Annotated in this window: 18 protein-coding genes; 8 read left to right on the top strand and 10 right to left on the bottom strand. The window is 57.9% G+C overall.

Annotated elements, in window-relative coordinates; genetic code table 11:
- Positions 1-2: 2 nt before the first annotated feature.
- Together rfaF and rfaD are read right to left on the bottom strand one after the other, a co-directional pair.
- Positions 3-1,049, bottom strand: a complete 1,047-nt coding sequence (gene rfaF / locus F3J31_RS18905) for an ADP-heptose--LPS heptosyltransferase RfaF (protein ID WP_045907906.1) — start codon at positions 1,047-1,049, stop codon at positions 3-5.
- Between the two features lie 2 nt (positions 1,050-1,051).
- Complete coding sequence (gene rfaD, locus F3J31_RS18900; protein ID WP_008502707.1) at positions 1,052-1,984, bottom strand: ADP-glyceromanno-heptose 6-epimerase; 933 nt, start codon at positions 1,982-1,984, stop codon at positions 1,052-1,054.
- A 215-nt stretch (positions 1,985-2,199) separates the two neighbouring features.
- On the opposite strand from rfaD, the gene kbl reads away from it, so the two are divergent.
- The 3 genes from kbl (at position 2,200) to F3J31_RS18885 (ending at position 5,374) form a co-directional block, all read left to right on the top strand.
- Positions 2,200-3,396, top strand: coding sequence for a glycine C-acetyltransferase (gene kbl / locus F3J31_RS18895; protein WP_048028122.1), 1,197 nt, complete (start codon positions 2,200-2,202; stop codon positions 3,394-3,396).
- 9 nt (positions 3,397-3,405) lie between these two features.
- Positions 3,406-4,431 carry an L-threonine 3-dehydrogenase gene (gene tdh, locus F3J31_RS18890; protein WP_167214701.1) on the top strand — a complete coding sequence of 342 codons (1,026 nt, stop codon included), beginning with the start codon at positions 3,406-3,408 and terminating at the stop codon, positions 4,429-4,431.
- Positions 4,432-4,573: 142 nt separating this feature from the next.
- On the top strand, positions 4,574-5,374 hold the full coding sequence (locus tag F3J31_RS18885; RefSeq protein WP_045907904.1) for a glycosyltransferase family 2 protein: 801 nt from the start codon (positions 4,574-4,576) through the stop codon (positions 5,372-5,374).
- A gap of 11 nt (positions 5,375-5,385) precedes the next feature.
- Here the strand turns inward: F3J31_RS18885 and F3J31_RS18880 are convergent, their stop codons facing one another.
- Genes F3J31_RS18880 through gpmM form a run of 3 tightly spaced genes read right to left on the bottom strand, consistent with a single transcriptional unit; the run spans position 5,386 to position 9,159 of the window.
- Positions 5,386-6,318, bottom strand: a complete 933-nt coding sequence (locus F3J31_RS18880; RefSeq protein ID WP_167214698.1) for a divergent polysaccharide deacetylase family protein — start codon at positions 6,316-6,318, stop codon at positions 5,386-5,388.
- Positions 6,319-6,321: 3 nt separating this feature from the next.
- On the bottom strand, positions 6,322-7,581 hold the full coding sequence (envC, locus tag F3J31_RS18875) for a murein hydrolase activator EnvC (protein WP_025910576.1): 1,260 nt from the start codon (positions 7,579-7,581) through the stop codon (positions 6,322-6,324).
- Between the two features lie 33 nt (positions 7,582-7,614).
- Complete coding sequence (gpmM, locus tag F3J31_RS18870) at positions 7,615-9,159, bottom strand: 2,3-bisphosphoglycerate-independent phosphoglycerate mutase (RefSeq protein ID WP_023345210.1); 1,545 nt, start codon at positions 9,157-9,159, stop codon at positions 7,615-7,617.
- Between the two features lie 247 nt (positions 9,160-9,406).
- Between gpmM and F3J31_RS18865 the strand changes: the two genes are divergently transcribed.
- The 5 genes from F3J31_RS18865 (at position 9,407) to cysE (ending at position 12,517) form a co-directional block, all read left to right on the top strand.
- A complete protein-coding gene (locus F3J31_RS18865) occupies positions 9,407-9,838 on the top strand; it encodes a rhodanese-like domain-containing protein (RefSeq protein ID WP_023309913.1) in 432 nt (143 codons plus the stop codon).
- 11 nt (positions 9,839-9,849) lie between these two features.
- Positions 9,850-10,101 carry a glutaredoxin 3 gene (grxC, locus tag F3J31_RS18860; RefSeq protein WP_008502715.1) on the top strand — a complete coding sequence of 84 codons (252 nt, stop codon included), beginning with the start codon at positions 9,850-9,852 and terminating at the stop codon, positions 10,099-10,101.
- Between the two features lie 32 nt (positions 10,102-10,133).
- Positions 10,134-10,601 carry a protein-export chaperone SecB gene (secB, locus tag F3J31_RS18855; RefSeq protein WP_003860835.1) on the top strand — a complete coding sequence of 156 codons (468 nt, stop codon included), beginning with the start codon at positions 10,134-10,136 and terminating at the stop codon, positions 10,599-10,601.
- The gene (gene gpsA, locus F3J31_RS18850; RefSeq protein ID WP_045907901.1) at positions 10,601-11,620 is read left to right on the top strand and encodes an NAD(P)H-dependent glycerol-3-phosphate dehydrogenase; all 1,020 of its coding nucleotides are present in this window, start codon (positions 10,601-10,603) and stop codon (positions 11,618-11,620) included. Before secB ends, gpsA begins: the two co-directional genes overlap by 1 nt.
- Positions 11,621-11,695: 75 nt before the next feature.
- A complete protein-coding gene (cysE, locus tag F3J31_RS18845) occupies positions 11,696-12,517 on the top strand; it encodes a serine O-acetyltransferase (RefSeq protein ID WP_008502718.1) in 822 nt (273 codons plus the stop codon).
- Here the strand turns inward: cysE and trmL are convergent.
- The 5 genes from trmL to lldP form a co-directional block, all read right to left on the bottom strand.
- Positions 12,514-12,987 carry a tRNA (uridine(34)/cytosine(34)/5-carboxymethylaminomethyluridine(34)-2'-O)-methyltransferase TrmL gene (gene trmL, locus F3J31_RS18840; protein WP_167214695.1) on the bottom strand — a complete coding sequence of 158 codons (474 nt, stop codon included), beginning with the start codon at positions 12,985-12,987 and terminating at the stop codon, positions 12,514-12,516. The genes cysE and trmL overlap by 4 nt on opposite strands.
- A 45-nt stretch (positions 12,988-13,032) precedes the next feature.
- On the bottom strand, positions 13,033-14,373 hold the full coding sequence (locus tag F3J31_RS18835; RefSeq protein WP_167214691.1) for an aromatic acid/H+ symport family MFS transporter: 1,341 nt from the start codon (positions 14,371-14,373) through the stop codon (positions 13,033-13,035).
- Between the two features lie 184 nt (positions 14,374-14,557).
- Positions 14,558-15,745 (bottom strand): quinone-dependent L-lactate dehydrogenase, encoded by a 1,188-nt coding sequence (lldD, locus tag F3J31_RS18830; protein ID WP_023334042.1) that lies wholly within the window; start codon positions 15,743-15,745, stop codon positions 14,558-14,560.
- The gene (gene lldR / locus F3J31_RS18825) at positions 15,742-16,515 is read right to left on the bottom strand and encodes a transcriptional regulator LldR (protein ID WP_023294814.1); all 774 of its coding nucleotides are present in this window, start codon (positions 16,513-16,515) and stop codon (positions 15,742-15,744) included. The genes lldD and lldR overlap by 4 nt, the downstream gene beginning before the upstream one ends.
- A complete protein-coding gene (gene lldP / locus F3J31_RS18820; RefSeq protein WP_032644436.1) occupies positions 16,512-18,167 on the bottom strand; it encodes an L-lactate permease in 1,656 nt (551 codons plus the stop codon). Before lldP ends, lldR begins: the two co-directional genes overlap by 4 nt.
- Between the last annotated feature and the right edge of the window lie 195 nt (positions 18,168-18,362).

Here is an 18,362-nt window from a genome sequence, read left to right as displayed (position 1 = left end):
CGTTATCCTTCTTCGCTCAACAGCAGTGCGTTGAGTTCTTCGAGAACGCGCGCTGGCGTAATGTCGATCAGGCTCTGATGATAACCTTCTGCGGCATCGCCTTTGCGCACCTTGTGGTAGCCGGTGATCAGGCGGATGACGCGCGCTTTATGGGAAAGCGGAGGCGTGAAGTCCGGGCTGCTTGGGCCATACAGCGCTACCAGCGGGCGGTTGAGTGCAGCGGCGACGTGCATCAGGCCTGAATCGTTGGTGACCACGGCGTGACAGGCGGCAATCAGAATAACGGCCTGTTCAAGCTGCGTTTCTCCCGCCAGGTTGCGGCACCAGGCCTGCTGTTCATTACTGAGTGTGGCGAGAATTTCGTTGCCCGCCTCGTGGTCTTTTGCCGAACCGAACAGGACAATCTGGTAGCCTTCGTCGATCAGCTGTTTCGCCAGCTCCGCATAGTGGTAGTGCGGCCAGCGTTTTGCCGGACCGAACTCGGCTCCAGGGCAGAAGCCAATCATCGGACGTTCAGACGAAAGGCCAAACGCGCTGCAGGTCTGGGATTTTTCACCGTCGTTAACCTGAAGCTGGGGCCAGAGCAGCGGCTGCGGCAGGTCTTTCGCACTGCGCATCACGCCTTTGTCATAGGCCAGCGCCACGTAGCGCTCCACCATTAATGGCCAGGCCGCTTTATCCAGCACCCGCGCATCGTTCAGCAAACCGTAGCGCATTTCGCCGCGCCAGCCGGTGCGATGCGGGATGCCCGCAAAGAAGGGCACCAGCGCGGATTTAAAGGAGTTGGGCAGGACATACGCACGATCGTACCGCTTTTCGCGCAGGCTATGGCCGAGCTTGCGGCGCTCGCCAATCTCCAGCGCTCCGTGGCCGAGCGGCATCGGGATCGCTTCATTCACTTCCGGCATACGCGATAACAGCGGACGGCACCACGCGGGTGCCATCACGTCGATTATCGCCTGGGGATAACGCGCCTTGAGCGTGCGATAGAGACTTTGCGACATCATCATGTCGCCCACCCATGACGGGCCGATCACCAGAATTCTCATACTTACGCGTCGCGGTTCAGCCAGGCCATATATTCCGTTACGCCTTCGGCAACGGTCTTGAACGGCTTGTCATAACCTGCGGCGCGCAGGTTAGTCAGATCGGCCTGCGTGAACGCCTGGTAACGGCCTTTCAGCTTATCAGGGAACGGAATGTACTCGATGCTGCCTTTTTTATGGTACGCCAGCGTGGCGTCAGCCACCGCCTGGAAGGACTCTGCGCGGCCGGTACCGAGGTTGAAGATGCCGGACACGCCGTTTTCCCAGAACCACAGGTTTACGGCGGCCACGTCACCCACGTAGACGAAGTCACGCTTAAAGCCGTCGCTGCCTTCGAACAGTTTTGGACTTTCACCGTTATTCAGTTGGGTGTTCAGGTGGAACGCTACGCTCGCCATGCTGCCTTTGTGGCCTTCGCGCGGTCCGTAGACGTTGAAGTAGCGGAAACCGACGATCTGCGAGTTCGCTTCTGGCAGTACCTGACGTACGTATTCGTCGAACAGGAACTTGGAGTAACCGTAGACGTTCAGCGGCTGCTCATATTCGCGGGACTCGATGAAGTCCGAGGTGCGCCCGCCGTAGGTGGCAGCAGAAGAGGCATACAGGAACGGAATTTCACGCTCCAGGCAGTAATGCAGGATCTCTTTAGAGTACTGATAGTTATTGTCCATCATGTACTTGCCGTCCCACTCGGTAGTGGACGAGCAGGCACCTTCGTGGAAGATGGCTTCGATCTCGCCGAACTCTTCACCTGCCATAATCTGGATAAGGAAGTCTTCTTTATCCATGTAGTCAGCGATGTTCAGATCCACCAGGTTAACGAACTTGGTGCCGTCTTTCAGGTTGTCAACCACCAGGATGTCGGTGATGCCTTTGTCATTGAGAGCCTTAACAATATTGCTGCCGATAAAGCCTGCGCCGCCGGTAACGATGATCATAACTGTAACCTTTGAAGTGTGGAGCCCGGGGACAATCCCGGACGCTAATGTTTCTATCATATCATTAGTATGGCTGCCCTTCAGCCATTCACCGACATAGCGCAAGGGTACACGTGATTTATGCTGCAAAAACGACAAGAGATGACGTGTCATCTCGTCATGAACTATAGGTTTGGGTAATATGTCCCGAAATTTGCCGAGTCTGGAGAATTGCAATGCGTGGTGATTTTTACAAACAGTTAAACAGCGACCTCGAGACCGCACGTGCGGAAGGGTTGTTCAAGGAAGAGCGTATTATCACGTCTGCCCAGCAGGCGGACATCACCGTTGCCGACGGCAGCCATGTGATCAACTTTTGTGCGAACAACTACTTAGGTCTTGCGAATCACCCTGAGCTGATTGCCGCTGCCAAAAACGGCATGGATACCCACGGCTTCGGCATGGCCTCCGTACGCTTTATCTGCGGAACCCAGGACAGCCATAAGCAGCTTGAGCAAAAGCTGGCAACCTTCCTCGGAATGGAAGATGCGATTCTGTACTCCTCCTGCTTTGACGCCAACGGCGGCCTGTTTGAGACCCTGCTCGGCGCAGAAGATGCCATTATCTCCGACGCCCTGAACCATGCGTCCATCATTGACGGCGTGCGCCTGTGCAAAGCGAAGCGTTTCCGCTACGCCAACAACGACATGGTTGAGCTGGAAGCGCGCCTGAAAGAGGCTCGTGAAGCGGGCGCTCGCCATGTGCTGATCGCCACCGACGGCGTGTTCTCCATGGACGGCGTGATCGCCAACCTGAAGGGCGTATGTGACCTGGCAGATAAATATGACGCGCTGGTGATGGTCGATGACTCTCACGCGGTGGGCTTTGTCGGCGAAAACGGCCGGGGCTCCCACGAATACTGCGACGTCATGGGCCGCGTGGACATCATCACCGGTACGCTGGGCAAAGCGCTCGGCGGCGCATCCGGCGGCTATACCGCTGCGCGCAAAGAGGTGGTTGAGTGGCTGCGTCAGCGCTCACGTCCGTATCTGTTCTCCAACTCCCTGGCGCCGGCGATTGTTGCCGCTTCTATCAAAGTGCTGGAGATGGTGGAGTCCGGTGCCGGGCTGCGCGACCGTCTGTGGTCTAACGCCCGTCTGTTCCGTGAAAAAATGAGCGCAGCAGGGTTCACCCTGGCCGGTGCTGACCACGCGATCATTCCGGTGATGCTGGGCGATGCGGTCGTGGCGCAGCAATTTGCCCGTGAACTGCAGAAAGAAGGGATTTATGTCACCGGGTTCTTCTTCCCGGTGGTGCCAAAAGGTCAGGCGCGTATCCGCACCCAGATGTCTGCGGCGCATACGCCTGAACAAATTGAACGTGCGGTGGAAGCCTTTACCCGCATCGGTAAACAGCTGGGCGTCATTGCCTGAGGACGTGTGATGAAAGCGTTATCCAAACTGAAAGCGGAAGAAGGGATTTGGATGACCGACGTGCCGGAACCGGAAGTCGGTCATAACGATCTGCTGATCAAAATTCGTAAAACGGCTATCTGCGGTACTGACGTTCACATCTACAACTGGGACCAGTGGTCGCAGAAAACCATTCCGGTACCGATGGTTGTCGGTCACGAATATGTCGGCGAAGTGGTGGGCATCGGCCAGGAAGTAAAAGGTTTCAAAATTGGCGACCGCGTTTCCGGTGAAGGTCATATTACCTGCGGCCACTGCCGTAACTGCCGCGGTGGGCGTACGCATCTGTGCCGCAATACCATCGGCGTGGGCGTAAACCGTCCGGGCTGCTTCGCGGAATATCTGGTGATCCCGGCCTTTAACGCCTTCAAAATCCCGGACAATATCTCTGACGATCTGGCCTCCATCTTCGACCCGTTTGGCAACGCGGTACACACGGCGCTCTCCTTCGATCTGGTGGGTGAGGACGTGCTGGTCTCCGGTGCGGGCCCAATCGGCATTATGGCGGCGGCCGTGGCGAAGCACGTGGGTGCACGCAACGTCGTGATCACCGACGTGAACGAATACCGCCTGTCGCTGGCGCGCAAAATGGGCGTCACCCGCGCGGTGGATGTCTCGAAAGAGAACCTGACCGACGTGATGGAAGAGCTGGGCATGACCGAGGGCTTCGACGTGGGTCTGGAGATGTCCGGCGCGCCGCCGGCGTTCCGCACCATGCTCGACACCATGAACCACGGTGGCCGTATCGCGATGCTGGGCATTCCGCCGTCGGATATGTCTATCGACTGGAACAAAGTGATCTTCAAGGGGCTGTTCATCAAGGGCATCTATGGCCGCGAGATGTTTGAGACCTGGTACAAGATGGCGGCGTTGATTCAGTCCGGTCTGGATCTGTCCCCGATTATTACTCACCGTTTCTCCATCGATGAGTTCCAGCAGGGCTTTGACGCGATGCGTTCCGGCCAGTCAGGGAAAGTGATCCTGAGCTGGGAGTAACAGAGAAAGCGCCTTCGGGCGCTTTTTTTACGACCTCTTCACGTTTCTTACATCCGCAATCAGATTATTTCGATTTTTCCTTCGCTTTTTTACCCGCACACTTATAAAGTTTGTTGATTATCCGTTTAAGTTTACAGCGCCTATGTTCAAGCTTACCGTTTGTTTATTGACCTGTAATTCTGCGCGTTTGCTGCGCGAGGTGATTCCTCCGCTGCTGACGGTGGCAGATGAAATTGTCGTTCTGGATTCCGGCAGTACGGATGCCACTCTTTCTATTTGCCGCGAGTACGGGCTCTCCCTTCATCATCACCCCTATGCTATGCATGGCGTGCAGATGAACCATGCGATCGATCTGGCGAGCAATGACTGGGTGCTTTGCATGGATAGCGACGAGATTCTGGACGCGGAGACTGTCGACTTTATTCTGACCCTGAAAGCCGGGGATGAACCTTCCGCCGATCGCGCCTGGCGTATCGCCCGGTACTGGCACGTGCTGGGTGAAGAGGTGCGTACAATCTACCCTGTTTCCTCCCCTGATTTCCCGGTGCGGCTGTTCAATCGTACCCAGGCTCGCTTCAACCAACGACCCGTGGATGACAAAGTTGAAGGCAAGATTGTCGCCATGAAAATGCCGGGGCGGGTGCGTCACGACACGTTTTATAACCTTCATGAAGTGTTCAACAAGCTCAACAGCTACACCACCCGGCTGGTGAAGTACCAGCCGGCTCGCCCTTCGATCGGACGCGGCATCATCAGCGCTATCGGGGCGTTCTTCAAATGGTATCTGTTCAGCGGAGCCTGGCGTCAGGGCAAGGTTGGGGTCGTGACGGGACTGTATGCCACAGCCTACAGCTTTTTGAAGTATTTCAAATCCTGGTATCAGCATCAGGAGAAAAAAGAGCCCGTTGCGAATGAGCAGACGGACTCTCAGATTGCGAAATAAGCGTCAGGCGGTCAGGCTTTCTTACCCCATCCCTGCCACTGCTGCTGGACGTATTTCACCAGCGTACTGTTACTGATGCTGTCTCCGATGACAGAGAAGAAGCGGGTCGCGTAGACCGGTTCAAGCGGCTGCTTCGGTACACAGCGCTTCACGCCGCGGAACGGATTACGCGGTGCAGTCGGCACGGGCTGCACAGAATTCGGCGTAGAGGTATCCACCTGCGGCTCGTTAAGCAGATCGCTCGGGCGCACCAGCGTGATATCGGAAGGTAAGGTCGGCAGCATTTGCTGCAGGACGCGGACGGTCGACGGGTGCGGATGACCGATGGCAATGGCCGAACCATTGTGGCGGGCCAGCTGTACCGCGCGATTGAACTGCATACGAATATCGGCTTCGTTCTGGGTGTCATCCAGGAACACCTTGCGCTTAATCACCTTTACGCCCGTTCCCTGAGCGGCGCGCATCGCCTGGCTGTTGCCGATGGTCATGCTGTCGAGGAAGTAGAGATTGTAACGCTCCAGCGCCTGCATCACTTTTAACATCCCGTACAGGCTGGAGGTCATCGCGCTGCCCATATGGTTGTTCAGCCCTACGGCATACGGCACCTTGTTGTAGGCGTCGCGAATGATGCGCTCGATCTCCTCGCTGCTCATATCCGGGCGCAGGGTATCTTTTTCCAGCGGCTGCTTGCTGAGCGGGGCCATGGGCAGGTGAATCAGCACCTGATGCCCGCTGCTGTGGGCTTTGGTCGCCATCTCACGCGCGTGGGGGGCATTTGGCAGGACGGCAACGGAGATGGCTGACGGCATCGCCAGCACCTGATTTTCATAGTGCGGACGATAACCAAAGTCATCAATCACGATAGCGAGCTTACCTGCGTATACCGGTGCAGCCAGCGCCAGCGCGCTGACGACGGAGAAAACGATTCGACGAAATTGAAGCAAAACTTATCTTCCCAACCACGGCTGTGGATTGACCGCCTGACCCTGACGACGAATTTCGAAATAGAGTGACGGGCGGCCCTGACCGCCACTGCTGCCCACAAGGGCGATGGGTTGGCCCGCGCGCACCTGCGTGCCGACGCTGACCAGCGCGCTCTGGTTGTAGCCGTAAAGGCTCATATCACCTTTACCGTGTTCGACCACCACCACCAGTCCGTAACCCTGCAGCCAGTCGGCCAGAATCACGCGACCATCGGCAATCGCTTTCACTTCGCTACCTTCAGACGCACCGATAACGATCCCTTTCCAACGTAGCTCACCCTGCAGCTGTTCGCCATAGCGATGCAGAATTGAACCGCGAACGGGCCAGAAAGCCTGACCGCGAGGTGAGCCCAGGCCGCCGGTACGCGACATCAGGGAACGTTCACTTTCGCTTGGCTTGTAGGTGGTGCCTTTGCGGGAGGCTTCCTGCTGCTTGTCGCGAACGGCCTGCGCCTCGCGAGCCTCTTTTTCGGCGCGCGCTTTCGCCGCGGCTTCCGCACGGGCGATGCTGTTACGCAGTTTGGATTCGTTGGCGCGCATTTCGCTCAGCTGGCTCTGCCCTTCCTGAATCGAAGACTCGAGACCGGCCAGGGTTTTCTTACGCTCGTTGCGCGCCTGCTCGAGCTTCGCCTGCTGGGCCTGCTGATCGTAGAGCAGCGTCTGCTGCTGGCTCTGCTTCTCTTCCAGTTCGGCTTTTTGCGTGGAGACCTCTTCGCGCGTCTGCTTCAACTGCGCGATCGTCTCCTGACGCGCCTGGTTCAGATAGCCAAAGTAGGCCTGCAGGCGCTGGCCGCGCTGGCTCTCTTCGCCGCTGAGGATCAGCTGGAGTCCTGTATGTTCACCCTGGCGGAATGCGGCATCAAGCTGTGCCGCAAGATTGCGCTCCTGCGCATCGCGTTGGCGCTCGAGTTTGGCAATCGACGCGTTCATCTCGTCGATCTGCTTATTCAGCTGGGCGAGGGTGTTTTGCGTTTCACGGAGTTTACGCGTGGCAGCGGAGATGGCCTCTTCCTGCTGCTTAAGCTGGGCGAGCAGGGCGGCGCGCTGCTGCTGCTGCTGGCGTACCGCACGCTCTTTGGCGGCGATATCGGCCTGAATGGATTTCAGCTGGTCGCGGTCATCCGCGTGGGCGGATGCGGCGCACAGCAATACGCCAGCGCTGAGTGCGCTGGCGTAAAACAGAGGTCTGACTGATAACCTAAGCGGCTTCACGACCCATGTGATTGAAAAAATCGCCTTTCCCCTCATGGGGAGCGATTATTCCACGATGAACAGCGGCTTACCAGTCATCTCTTCAGGGATCGGCATCCCCATCAGCGACAACATGGTTGGCGCGATGTCAGAAAGCTTGCCGCCTTCTACGGCTTTCACTGATTTATCACCCACATAAATCAGCGGAACCGGCAGGTTGGTGTGGGCGGTGTGCGCCTGGCCGGTCGCCGGGTCGCGCATCTGTTCAGCGTTACCGTGATCCGCGGTGATCAGCAGCTGGCCGCCAACGGATTCAACCGCTTTCGCCACCTGCTCAACGCAGTGGTCCAGCGCTTCAACCGCTTTCACTGCCGCTTCCATCACCCCGGTATGACCGACCATGTCGCCGTTCGGGTAGTTACAGATGATGGTGTCGTACTTACCGCTCTCGATGGCCGCAACCAGTTTTTCAGTCAATTCTGCAGAGCTCATCTCTGGCTGCAGATCGTAAGTGGCGACTTTCGGGGAGTTGATCAGAATGCGCTCTTCGCCCTTGAACGGCTCTTCAACGCCGCCGTTAAAGAAGAAGGTCACGTGCGCGTATTTTTCCGTTTCGGAAATACGCAGCTGCGTTTTGTCGTTCTTCGCCATCCACTCACCGAAGGTATTGGCCAGCGAGGCGGGTGGGTAAGCGCATGGGGCTTTGATGTCTGCCGCGTATTCGGTCAGCTGGATGAAGTCGATGTTTACCACTTTCTTACGGGCAAAACCGTCGAAGTCGCTGTTGACGAACGCACGAGTGATTTCGCGCGCGCGGTCAGCGCGGAAGTTCATGAAGATCAGCGCATCGCCGTCTTCCATCGCGGCATCGGCCTGGCCTTCAGCACGGATCACGGATGCTTTCACAAATTCGTCGTTTTCATCACGTGCGTAGGCGGCTTCCAGCGCTTCAACGGCGGTCGCGAACTGGAATTCCCCTTTTGCCAGGGTCAGCAGGTCATAGGCCTGTTCAACGCGATCCCAGCGGTTGTCGCGGTCCATGGCGTAGTAACGACCAATGATGGAGGCCACACGGCCTTTACCCAGCGCGGCGAATTTGTCTTCGAAGGCTTTCAGGGAGCCTTCTGCACTGCGTGGTGGCGTGTCGCGGCCGTCCAGGAAGGCGTGCAGATAGATTTTTTCCGCACCGCGTTCAGCGGCCAGCTCAACCATCGCCATGATGTGATCTTCGTGGCTGTGAACGCCGCCTGCAGAGAGCAGGCCCATAATGTGAACGGCCTTGCCAGCGGCAACGGCTTTATCAACCGCGCCAGACAGCGTTGGGTTAGAGAAGAAGGTGCGTTCTTTGATTTCAACGTCCAGACGCGTCAGGTCCTGATACACAATACGCCCAGCGCCCAGGTTAACGTGACCGACTTCGGAGTTGCCCATCTGGCGGTCCGGCAGGCCCACTTCCAGGCCAGACGCGTCAATCAGCGTATGCGGACGTTTTGCCCACAGGGCATCCATGACCGGGGTTTTGGCGTTGAAAATAGCGTTATCCTGGCTGTCTTCACGGTAGCCATAGCCATCCAGAATCACCAGTACCATAGGTTTTTTAGAAACCGACATTGCGACAACCTCATGCTCAAGAGTCAAAATTTGCGTAATTTTACTACAGCTGAATCGATCAAATAGCCGCAGAAGATCAAAGAAAGCGCAGGGGCAAGGTGCTGACCAGACCATTTTGAGGCATTTTTTTAGGTGGCATGCCGCAGAAAATGGATTAGGTTAGGGTCGCTGGCTGTATTTGCCAGAACGCACAGGTATACTCCTGTCCTGGTTTTTTTTATCACTTAGTCGGGAGTAGTTACCCTCCATGCAAGAAATTATGCAATTCGTTAGCCGCCATCCGGTTCTGAGCATCGCGTGGATTGGCCTGCTGGCTGCTGTGCTGTTCACCACATTTAAGAGCCTGACGTCTAAGATTAAGGTTATCACCCGTGGTGAAGCGACGCGTCTGATTAACAAAGAAGATGCCGTCGTTGTCGATCTGCGTCAGCGTGACGATTTCCGCAAAGGTCACATTGCGGGCGCAATCAACCTGTTGCCAGCTGAAATCAAAGCGAACAACGTCGGTGAGCTTGAAAAACACAAAGCCCAGCCGATTATCGTTGTGGATGCGACCGGCATGCAGGCACAGGAATCTGCCAGCGCGCTTCATAAAGCAGGCTTCGAAAACGTAACGGTGCTGAAAGAAGGTATTTCCGGCTGGAGCGGGGAAAATCTTCCTTTGGTGCGCGGTAAATAAGGAGTTCAGTCATGGCCCATATTGAGATCTATACCAAAGCGACGTGCCCGTTCTGCCATCGTGCGAAAGCGCTGCTGAACAGTAAAGGCGTCACGTTCCAGGAACTGCCGATCGACGGTGACGCGATTAAACGCGAAGAGATGATCCAACGTAGTGGTCGTACGACGGTTCCACAGATTTTTATTGATGCGCAGCACATTGGCGGCTGTGATGACTTGTATGCGCTCGACGCCCGTGGTGGACTCGATCCGCTGCTGAGCTAAGAGACTTTAGGACAATTAAAAAGGGTATTTCCATGTCAGAACAAAACAACACCGAGATGACTTTCCAGATCCAGCGTATCTACACCAAAGATGTCTCTTTCGAAGCGCCAAATGCGCCACACGTTTTCCAGAAAGATTGGCAGCCAGAGGTTAAACTTGATCTGGATACCGCATCTACCCAGCTGGCAGATGACGTGTATGAAGTCGTGCTGCGTGTGACCGTTACCGCCTCTCTGGGCGAAGAAACTGCATTCCTGTGTGAAGTACAGCAGGGCGGTATCTTCTCTATCGGCGGCATCGAAGGCAACCAGATGGCGCATTGCCTGGGTGCGTACTGCCCGAACATTCTGTTCCCGTATGCGCGTGAATGCATCACCAGCCTGGTTTCTCGCGGTACATTCCCGCAACTGAACCTTGCGCCAGTTAACTTTGATGCGCTGTTCATGAACTATCTGCAGCAGCAGGCTGGCGAAGGTGCTGAACAACATCAGGATGCCTGATGAGCACTGTTAATGCGTCAATGACTGTGATCGGTGCCGGCTCATACGGCACCGCTCTTGCCATTACTCTGGCAAGAAATGGTCACGAGGTGGTCCTGTGGGGCCACGACCCAAAACATATCGCCACGCTGCAGCGCGATCGTTGCAACGTCGCGTTTCTCCCGGACGTTCCGTTCCCTGACTCCCTGCACCTTGAAAGCGACCTTGCGACCGCGCTGGCGGCCAGCCGCAACATTCTGATTGTGGTTCCGAGCCATGTCTTTGGCGACGTGCTGCGTCAGATTAAGCCGCTGATGCGCCCGGATGCGCGCATTGTCTGGGCGACAAAAGGACTGGAAGCCGAAACCGGACGCCTGCTGCAGGACGTTGCCCGCGAAGCCCTGGGTGATGCGATCCCGCTGGCGGTCATCTCCGGCCCGACCTTTGCCAAAGAGCTGGCCGCTGGCCTGCCGACGGCGATTTCGCTGGCCTCCACCGACCAGGCCTTCTCCGACGATCTCCAGCAATTGCTGCACTGCGGCAAGAGCTTCCGCGTCTACAGCAACCCCGATTTTATCGGCGTGCAGCTGGGTGGGGCGGTGAAGAACGTGATTGCGATTGGTGCCGGGATGTCCGACGGCATTGGTTTTGGTGCCAACGCCCGTACGGCGCTGATCACCCGCGGTCTGACCGAGATGTCCCGCCTGGGCGAAGCGCTGGGTGCCGATCCGGCCACCTTTATGGGGATGGCTGGCCTGGGCGACCTGGTGCTGACCTGTACCGACAACCAGTCTCGTAACCGCCGCTTTGGCATGATGCTCGGACAGGGCAGCGATGTGAAAGACGCGCAGGAGAAGATTGGCCAGGTGGTTGAAGGCTACCGCAATACCAAAGAAGTCCGCGAGTTGGCGCACCGTTTCGGTGTCGAAATGCCAATAACCGAGGAAATTTATCAGGTATTGTATTGCGGAAAAAATGCGCGCGAGGCAGCATTGACCTTATTAGGTCGTGCGCGCAAGGACGAGCGCAGCAGTAACTAGTCGGAACCGTTGTCACCTGAATGACCCAGCCAGCGCAGAACTGGCTGGTCATTATACTATCGTCTGGAGTTAGCAATGCCGTGTGAAGAACTGGATATCGTCTGGAACAACATTAAAGCCGAAGCCCGGGCGCTGGCCGACTGTGAGCCTATGCTGGCCAGTTTCTACCACGCAACGCTACTCAAGCACGAAAACCTCGGCAGCGCGCTCAGCTATATGCTCGCCAACAAGCTGGCGTCCTCGATCATGCCCGCGATTGCCATTCGTGAGGTGGTGGAGGAGGCTTACGCCGCTGACCCGGAAATGATCGCCTCTGCCGCCTGTGATATCCAGGCCGTGCGCACGCGTGACCCGGCGGTCGATAAATATTCTACCCCGCTGTTGTACCTGAAAGGCTTCCACGCTCTGCAGGCGTACCGCATTGGGCACTGGCTGTGGAATGAAGGCCGCCGCGCGCTGGCCATCTTCCTGCAAAACCAGGTTTCCGTGACGTTTCAGGTTGATATTCACCCGGCGGCGAAGATTGGCCGTGGGATCATGCTCGACCACGCCACCGGGATTGTTGTCGGGGAAACGGCCGTGATTGAAGACGACGTCTCGATCCTGCAGTCGGTTACCCTGGGTGGTACCGGGAAAACCAGCGGCGATCGCCATCCGAAAATTCGCGAAGGGGTGATGATAGGCGCGGGTGCCAAAATCCTCGGCAATATCGAAGTCGGGCGCGGCGCGAAGATCGGCGCAGGCTCCGTGGTGCTCCAGCCGGTTCCGCCGCACACCACCGCCGCTGGCGTACCGGCGCGCATCGTCGGTAAGCCAGACAGCGATAAGCCGTCCATGGATATGGATCAGCACTTCAACGGTATTCACCATACGTTTGAGTATGGTGACGGCATTTAACGTCTGAGAATGGCGCCCGGATACCCAAGCTGGCGCCATGCTTCATACACCACTACCGACACCGCATTCGACAGGTTCATGCTGCGGCTATCCGGCATCATCGGAATACGGATTTTCTGCTCAGCGGGCAGGGCATCCAGAATCGTGGCCGGCAGGCCGCGGGTTTCCGGGCCAAACATCAGATAGTCACCCTCCTGATAGCTTACGGCGCTGTGCGCTGGCGTACCTTTGGTGGTCAGGGCGAAAATGCGCTGCGGTTGCTCGGCTTCCAGAAACGCGGCGTAATCGTGGTGGCGAATAACGGCGGTAAATTCATGATAATCCAGCCCCGCGCGGCGCAGACGTTTGTCGTCCCACGTAAAGCCCATTGGCTCAATGATGTGCAGACGAAAACCGGTGTTGGCGCACAGGCGGATAATATTGCCGGTATTCGGCGGAATTTCTGGTTCGAATAAAACGATGTTAAGCATGCTGCCCCCTTAATTGCGGGGGCAGGATAGCAGAAAAGAGAGGACCTACGCGACGCCGGGTTCCTGCGAGCGGCTGTACAGCATTTTGTAGACGGTTGCCGCTGCGGCCACAAGAGCGGGTACGCTGAGGATCATTAAAATACTGTCTGCCTGCCACTGCATCGAAAGAAGCTGGGCGCTGGTCATGGTGCCCGCCACGCCGCCAAAGCGGCCGATCCCCTGCATCCAGGCGATGCCCGTCGCGCGGCACTCGGTGGGATAAAAGGTGGCGGCCAGGGTCTGCATACCCGACTGCGCGCCGTTCATCGCGATCCCCATCAGGAAAATCAACCCGCCAAACAGGGCGATATGGTTATGCTCCATGCCGAGTAGCAGGATCAGCCCCATCGTCAGGATAAACCCGCCCGCGACAACCTTGTGCGCTTCCCAGCGGTCCATCATCCAGCCAGCGAGCAGAATGCCGGCCGTGCCGCCGAAGGTGAACAGCGAGGTGAGCCAGGCGGACTCCGCCAGCGCATAACCCATACCCTGCATCAGCGTCGGCATCCAGCTCAGCAGGACGTAGTAGATGACCAGCCCCATAAAGTAGGTCACCCATAGCATCAGGGTGCCGGGCAGCCGGGGCATCGAAAACAGCTGCGACACGCTCCCCTTTTTAGACGCGGTTTTCTCCTCCGCCAGGAAAAAGCCCGTGACGCCCTCCAGCGTACCGCGGGCGAACCGGCTGGCAATGCGGCGAACCTGCATGACGTCTTTCCCGCGCTGCACCAGAAACTTCACCGACTCCGGCAACAGCAGTGCCAGCAGCAGCGTTAAAATCAGCGGCGCAATTGCGCCGGTCAGCAGCACGCTTCGCCAGCCGTGGTGGGGAATAAGCCAGGACGAGATCGCGCCGCCGCCCGCCGCACCCAGAGGGAAGCCGCAGTACATGGTATTAATCGCCATGGCGCGGCAGCGCTGGGGGGCAAACTCGGAGATCAGCGTAATGGCATTCGGCATGGCGGCGCCGAGCCCCAGGCCCGTCAGAAAGCGCCACAGCGTCAGGGTGTTGAGGCTTTGCGCCCAGGCCGTGCCCAGGCTTGCCAGGCCGAAGAACAGACACGAAAAGACCAGTACGCGCTTGCGGCCCATCCGGTCCGATACCGGACCGGCGATCAGCGCGCCCAACGACAGCCCCAGCAGCGCCGCGCTCAGCACCGGCCCCAGATCCTGTTTATGGATCCCCCATTCTGCCGACAGCGTGGGCGCGATGTAGCCCATTGCCGCCGTATCAAAGCCATCGATCGCCAGAACCAGAAAGCCCAGCACAATGAGTAGCCAGTGAAACCCTGAAAAGCGACTGTCGTCGATCACCTGCTGAATATCCACCTTACCTGAATAGGTCATACGCTCCCCTCTGATGTGATGTTGTTTTTGTGTTCTTGTCTTTGCTTGTCTATACAATTGCGGGCGGCAGGTGGATGTCAAATTTTCTTATCCAATATGTTATCTGGATGTTATTTTTGGCATAAAAAAGCGTCCGAGGGGGAGATCGGACGCGTGAGAAAGAGAATTTAAAGTGGGTGAGAATTCAGGCCGCGTTTCCCTGAGCAAGCGGAGCCAGCGCGGCCGGTAATTTGCTTAACTCCTGCACCAGGGAATCCTTACTGATTTCGCTAATGGTTTTCGCACCGGTCAGCGTCATCGCCACCTTCATCTCTTTTTCGATCAGGTTAAGCAGATTCGCCACGCCTGCCTGACCAGCCGTCGCCAGGGCGTACAGATACGCGCGTCCCAGCAGCACGCTGTCGGCACCCAGTGCAATCATGCGCACCACGTCCAGCCCGTTGCGGATCCCGCTGTCGGCCAGGATGGCGATATCGCCTTTCACCGCATCGGCAATGGCCGGCAGGGCGCGGGCGGAGGAGAGCACCCCGTCGAGCTGGCGTCCGCCGTGGTTAGAGACCACAATCCCGTCTGCGCCAAAGCGGACCGCATCGCGGGCATCTTCCGGGTCGAGGATCCCCTTGATCACCATCGGGCCATCCCAGAATTCGCGGATCCACTCCAGGTCTTTCCAGGAGATGGACGGATCGAAGTTGTTCGCCAGCCAGCCGATATAATCCTCCAGCCCGGTGGGTTTACCCAGATACGCCGAGATGTTGCCCAGATCGTGTGGACGACCGTTCAGGCCAACGTCCCACGCCCACTGTGGATGCGTTACCGCCTGCCAGTAGCGGCGGAGCGCCGCATTTGGGCCGCTCATGCCGGAGTGCGCATCGCGGTAGCGCGCGCCGGGGGTCGGCATATCAACGGTAAAGACCAGCGTGGAGCAGCCCGCCGCTTTGGCGCGCTCCAGCGCGTTACGCATAAAGCCGCGATCGCGCAGGACGTACAGCTGGAACCACATCGGCCGCTTGATGGTCGGGGCAACCTCTTCAATCGGGCAGACGGACACGGTGGAAAGGGTAAACGGAATGCCTTTAGCATCTGCGGCGGCGGCGGCCTGCACTTCACCGCGACGGGCGTACATGCCGCATAAACCGACAGGTGCGAGCGCGACCGGCATGGAAAGCGTTTCGTTAAACAGTTTTGTCTCAAGGCTCAGGTCAGACATATTCTTCAGCACGCGCTGGCGCAGAGCCACCTCCGACAGATCCTCCACGTTGCGGCGCAGGGTGTATTCGGCATACGCCCCGCCGTCAATGTAGTGGAACAGGAACGGGGGCAAAATGCGCTGCGCCGCGGCGCGATAGTCACTGGCTGCTGAAATGATCATGCTTTGTTCTCCCTGGAAATATCACTGTCGCCAGGCAGACGGGTAATACGCGCCTGTCGGGCCTGGTCTTCATCGAATCGTTTGATGGTGGTATGCACGAAACCGAGATGCGCCATCATCGCTTTGCGCGCGGCTTCGGCATCACCGGCCAGAATGGCGTTGAGCACCGCCTCGTGTTGTTCGGTCAGCTGGGCAAACACCGGCGGAACCAGATACATGCGCTGGCGGCTCTGCTTCACGGAGGATTGCAGCAGGTCGAAGAACCCGCGCATGGTTTGCAGCAGTACCACGTTGTGCGACGCCTCGGCAATCGCCAGATGGAACCGCACGTCCGCCTGGGAGGCGATGTCCGGGTCGCTGCTTTGCGTGGCCTCAAAGCAGGCGATGAGTTTCTCTTTGTCGGCGTCGGTTGCCCGCATGGCCGCGTGCCAGGCGGTACTGGTTTCGATGGCGTGACGCGCTTCAAGGATGTCGAAGCTGTAGTCCGGGTCGTTCTCCATCAGCGTTTTCAGCGGCTGAACGATGTTTTGCTCGGACCAGTCGTCATGCTGCCAGCGTACAAAGGTGCCGCCGCCGCGACGGCTTACCAGCACCCCTTCGCTGACCAGCGTCGCCAGCGCCTCGCGCAGTGAATTGCGCGACACGCCAAGCTGGGCGGCGAGCTGGCGTTCGGCGGGCAACTTCATGCCCGCTTCCAGCTGTTGTTCTTCAATCAGCGCCCGCACGCGAGAGGCAATCTCGTCGGACAGGCGTCTGGGCATCACTATCATGGGATCATCCAGGTTAAGACATAGGCCTGCAGGGTGGTGATCACCCCGACCATGCAGGTGAATATCAGGCTGTGTTTCACGGTAAAGCGGAACAGATCCGACTCTTTACCGACCAGTCCCACCGCCGCACAGGCAATGGCGATGGATTGTGGGGAGATCATTTTCCCGGTCACGCCGCCGGTGGTATTTGCGGCCACCAGCAGGACGTCCGACACGCCAATCTGCTGGGCTGCCGTGGCCTGCAGCGCGGCAAACAGGGCGTTAGACGAGGTATCGGAACCGGTCAGGAACACCCCCAGCCAGCCGAGAAACGGCGAGAAGAAGGTGAAGGCGTGGCTGGTATGCGCCAGCGCCAGTGCCAGCGTTGATGAGAGGCCGGAGTAGTTCGAGATAAACGCGAACGCCAGCACCATGCCGATGGAGTAGATCGGCAGCATCAGCTCTTTAACGGTCGCCGCAAAGGTTTGCACCGCGGCCGCAGGCTTCATGCGCAGCCACACCACGGAAAGAATAGCGGCAAACAGGATGGCGGTCCCGGTGGCGGAGAACCAGTCGAATTTATAGACCGCGGCATACGGCGTGGCGGCGTGCACTACCGGCGGCATACGGGCGACCATCTTGTCGAGGAACGGTACGGAGATGTTAATCACCATGTCGTACAGCGCGCCGCCCGGGGCGAACAGGGCTTTAAACGGCGGGATGCTCCACAGCGTAACCGTGGCGGTCAGGAACAGGAACGGCGACCAGGCGCGAATCACCTGTCCTGCGGTGTAACCGGTGCGGGCCAGGGTTTGATCGACCTGCGAGGCGCCCATGTCGGCGAAGCGGAAAATACGGACCGGCTGCCAGCGTTTCAGGAACAGCGTCAGGCAGACCAGGGAAACCAGCGAAGAGATGATGTCCGGCAGTTCCGGGCCAAGGAAGTTCGAGCTGAGGTACTGGGCAATCGCGAACGAACCGCCCGCCACCATCACCGCAGGCCAGGTCTCCTTCACGCCGCGCCAGCCGTCCATAATCGCCATGATCCAGAACAGGACGATAATGGTCAGGAACGGCAGCTGGCGACCCACCATCTGGCCAATCTCAAAGCTGTCCAGGCCGGTCACCTGGCCCGCAACCAGAATCGGAATACCCATTGCACCAAACGCCACCGGTGCGGTGTTCACAATCAGGCACAGGCCTGCGGCATACAGCGGGTTAAAGCCCAGGCCCACCAGCAGCGCGGCGGTGATCGCCACCGGTGCGCCAAAGCCTGCCGCGCCTTCCAGAAACGCCCCAAAGGAGAAGCCGACAATCAGCATCTGCAGGCGCTGGTCCGGCGTAATGGAGAGAATCGACGAGCGGATAATGTCGAACTGCCCGGTTTTCACCGAGATTTTATAGACAAAGACCGCCGCGATGATGATCCACGCAATCGGCCACAGGCCGTAGAAGAAACCGTAGACGACGGAGGCCAGCGCGCGATCGACCGGCATTTTGTAGAAGAACAGCGCCACCAGCAGGGCGATGGCTACGGTGTACGTCGCGGCAAGGTAGCCCTTCAGTTTGAGCTTAATCAGCGCAAAGAAGAAGAACAGGATCGGAAGCGATGCGATCAGGCTCGACAGCCAGATATTGCCGGCCGGGTCGTAGTTTTGTTGCCAGAGGCTCATGCAGGTCTCCTGGGGACCAGACAGCCTGCGCTGCGGGTGAGTCTCCGCTCATCTCTGCGTCACAGTCTGTGTAAAAGTGGTCCTGCCAATGTTGTGTTGTAGGGTTAATGACAATGAATGGTTAACCAGATGTTATGGGCTAGCAATGGTTTTGTGAGCGGAAATAATGGAATTGTGAACCGGGGGAGGATTGAT

Origin of the sequence: Enterobacter sp. Acro-832, assembly GCF_011752745.1 — a bacterium.
Classification (GTDB): Bacteria; Pseudomonadota; Gammaproteobacteria; order Enterobacterales; family Enterobacteriaceae; genus Enterobacter; species Enterobacter quasiroggenkampii.
The sequence above is the reverse complement of the archived record's forward strand: the minus strand, read 5'-3'. Positions and strand labels throughout refer to the sequence as shown.